This is a genomic window from Pseudomonas bubulae (assembly GCF_900618535.1).
Lineage (GTDB): Bacteria > Pseudomonadota > Gammaproteobacteria > Pseudomonadales > Pseudomonadaceae > Aquipseudomonas > Aquipseudomonas bubulae.
Map to the genome: position 1 here is coordinate 1 of NZ_UYJA01000013.1, position 3111 is coordinate 3111.

1 rRNA gene is annotated in these 3111 nt (G+C 50.5%); it reads right to left on the bottom strand.

Going from position 1 to position 3111, the window contains the following annotated elements:
- Positions 1-20: 20 nt before the first annotated feature.
- Positions 21-2914: ribosomal RNA gene (locus PPTH39_RS23405) — 23S ribosomal RNA — on the bottom strand.
- Positions 2915-3111: the final 197 nt, after the last annotated feature.

Below are 3111 nucleotides of genomic sequence, written 5' to 3' on the forward strand. Positions count from 1 at the left end.
GCAAATTGCTTGGGTGTTATATGGTCAAGCCTCACGGGCAATTAGTATTGGTTAGCTCAACGCCTCACAGCGCTTACACACCCAACCTATCAACGTCGTAGTCTTCGACGGCCCTTTAGGGAACTCAAGGTTCCAGTGAGATCTCATCTTGAGGCAAGTTTCCCGCTTAGATGCTTTCAGCGGTTATCTTTCCCGAACATAGCTACCCGGCAATGCCACTGGCGTGACAACCGGAACACCAGAGGTTCGTCCACTCCGGTCCTCTCGTACTAGGAGCAGCCCCTCTCAAATCTCAAACGTCCACGGCAGATAGGGACCGAACTGTCTCACGACGTTCTAAACCCAGCTCGCGTACCACTTTAAATGGCGAACAGCCATACCCTTGGGACCGGCTTCAGCCCCAGGATGTGATGAGCCGACATCGAGGTGCCAAACACCGCCGTCGATATGAACTCTTGGGCGGTATCAGCCTGTTATCCCCGGAGTACCTTTTATCCGTTGAGCGATGGCCCTTCCATACAGAACCACCGGATCACTAAGACCTACTTTCGTACCTGCTCGACGTGTCTGTCTCGCAGTCAAGCGCGCTTTTGCCTTTATACTCTACGACCGATTTCCGACCGGTCTGAGCGCACCTTCGTACTCCTCCGTTACTCTTTAGGAGGAGACCGCCCCAGTCAAACTACCCACCATACACTGTCCTCGATCCGGATAACGGACCTGAGTTAGAACCTCAAAGTTGCCAGGGTGGTATTTCAAGGTTGGCTCCACGCAAACTGGCGTTCACGCTTCAAAGCCTCCCACCTATCCTACACAAGCAAATTCAAAGTCCAGTGCAAAGCTATAGTAAAGGTTCACGGGGTCTTTCCGTCTAGCCGCGGATACACTGCATCTTCACAGCGATTTCAATTTCACTGAGTCTCGGGTGGAGACAGCGCCGCCATCGTTACGCCATTCGTGCAGGTCGGAACTTACCCGACAAGGAATTTCGCTACCTTAGGACCGTTATAGTTACGGCCGCCGTTTACCGGGGCTTCGATCAAGAGCTTCGCGTTAGCTAACCCCATCAATTAACCTTCCGGCACCGGGCAGGCGTCACACCCTATACGTCCACTTTCGTGTTTGCAGAGTGCTGTGTTTTTAATAAACAGTCGCAGCGGCCTGGTATCTTCGACCGACAGGGGCTTACGCAGTAAATGCTTCACCTCCATCGGCGCACCTTCTCCCGAAGTTACGGTGCCATTTTGCCTAGTTCCTTCACCCGAGTTCTCTCAAGCGCCTTGGTATTCTCTACCCAACCACCTGTGTCGGTTTGGGGTACGGTTCCTGGTTACCTGAAGCTTAGAAGCTTTTCTTGGAAGCATGGCATCAACCACTTCGTGTTCTAAAAGAACACTCGTCATCAGCTCTCGGCCTTAGAATCCCGGATTTACCTAAGATTCCAGCCTACCACCTTAAACTTGGACAACCAACGCCAAGCTGGCCTAGCCTTCTCCGTCCCTCCATCGCAATAACCAGAAGTACAGGAATATTAACCTGTTTTCCATCGACTACGCTTTTCAGCCTCGCCTTAGGGACCGACTAACCCTGCGTCGATTAACGTTGCGCAGGAAACCTTGGTCTTTCGGCGTGGGTGTTTTTCACACCCATTATCGTTACTCATGTCAGCATTCGCACTTCTGATACCTCCAGCAAGCTTCTCAACTCACCTTCACAGGCTTACAGAACGCTCCTCTACCGCATCATCCTAAGATGATACCCGTAGCTTCGGTGTATGGTTTGAGCCCCGTTAAATCTTCCGCGCAGGCCGACTCGACTAGTGAGCTATTACGCTTTCTTTAAAGGGTGGCTGCTTCTAAGCCAACCTCCTAGCTGTCTAAGCCTTCCCACATCGTTTCCCACTTAACCATAACTTTGGGACCTTAGCTGACGGTCTGGGTTGTTTCCCTTTTCACGACGGACGTTAGCACCCGCCGTGTGTCTCCCATGCTCGGCACTTGTAGGTATTCGGAGTTTGCATCGGTTTGGTAAGTCGGGATGACCCCCTAGCCGAAACAGTGCTCTACCCCCTACAGTGATACATGAGGCGCTACCTAAATAGCTTTCGAGGAGAACCAGCTATCTCCGAGCTTGATTAGCCTTTCACTCCGATCCACAGGTCATCCGCTAACTTTTCAACGGTAGTCGGTTCGGTCCTCCAGTTAGTGTTACCCAACCTTCAACCTGCCCATGGATAGATCGCCCGGTTTCGGGTCTATTCCCAGCGACTAGACGCCCTATTAAGACTCGCTTTCGCTACGCCTCCCCTATTCGGTTAAGCTTGCCACTGAAAATAAGTCGCTGACCCATTATACAAAAGGTACGCAGTCACCCAACAAAGTGGGCTCCCACTGCTTGTACGCATACGGTTTCAGGATCTATTTCACTCCCCTCTCCGGGGTTCTTTTCGCCTTTCCCTCACGGTACTAGTTCACTATCGGTCAGTCAGTAGTATTTAGCCTTGGAGGATGGTCCCCCCATATTCAGACAAAGTTTCTCGTGCTCCGTCCTACTCGATTTCACTGCAAAGATGTTTTCGCGTACAGGGCTATCACCCACTATGGCCGCACTTTCCAGAGCGTTCCGCTAACATCAATACAGCTTAAGGGCTGGTCCCCGTTCGCTCGCCACTACTAAGGGAATCTCGGTTGATTTCTTTTCCTCAGGGTACTTAGATGTTTCAGTTCCCCTGGTTCGCTTCTTAAGCCTATGTATTCAGCTTAAGATACCTAACTTATGTTAGGTGGGTTCCCCCATTCAGACATCTCCGGATCAAAGTCTGTTTGCCGACTCCCCGAAGCTTTTCGCAGGCTACCACGTCTTTCATCGCCTCTGACTGCCAAGGCATCCACCGTATGCGCTTCTTCACTTGACCATATAACCCCAAGCAATCTGGTTATACTATGAAGACGACATTCGCCGAAAATTCGCTGCTCAATTAAGAGCAATCACAAATTTTACCTTAGCCTGAATAAACACCAGTGAAAGTGTTATCCAGTCTAACTTTCTATTACATACCCAAATTTTTAAAGAACGATCTAATCAAAAGATCAGAAATCAACATTCACCATC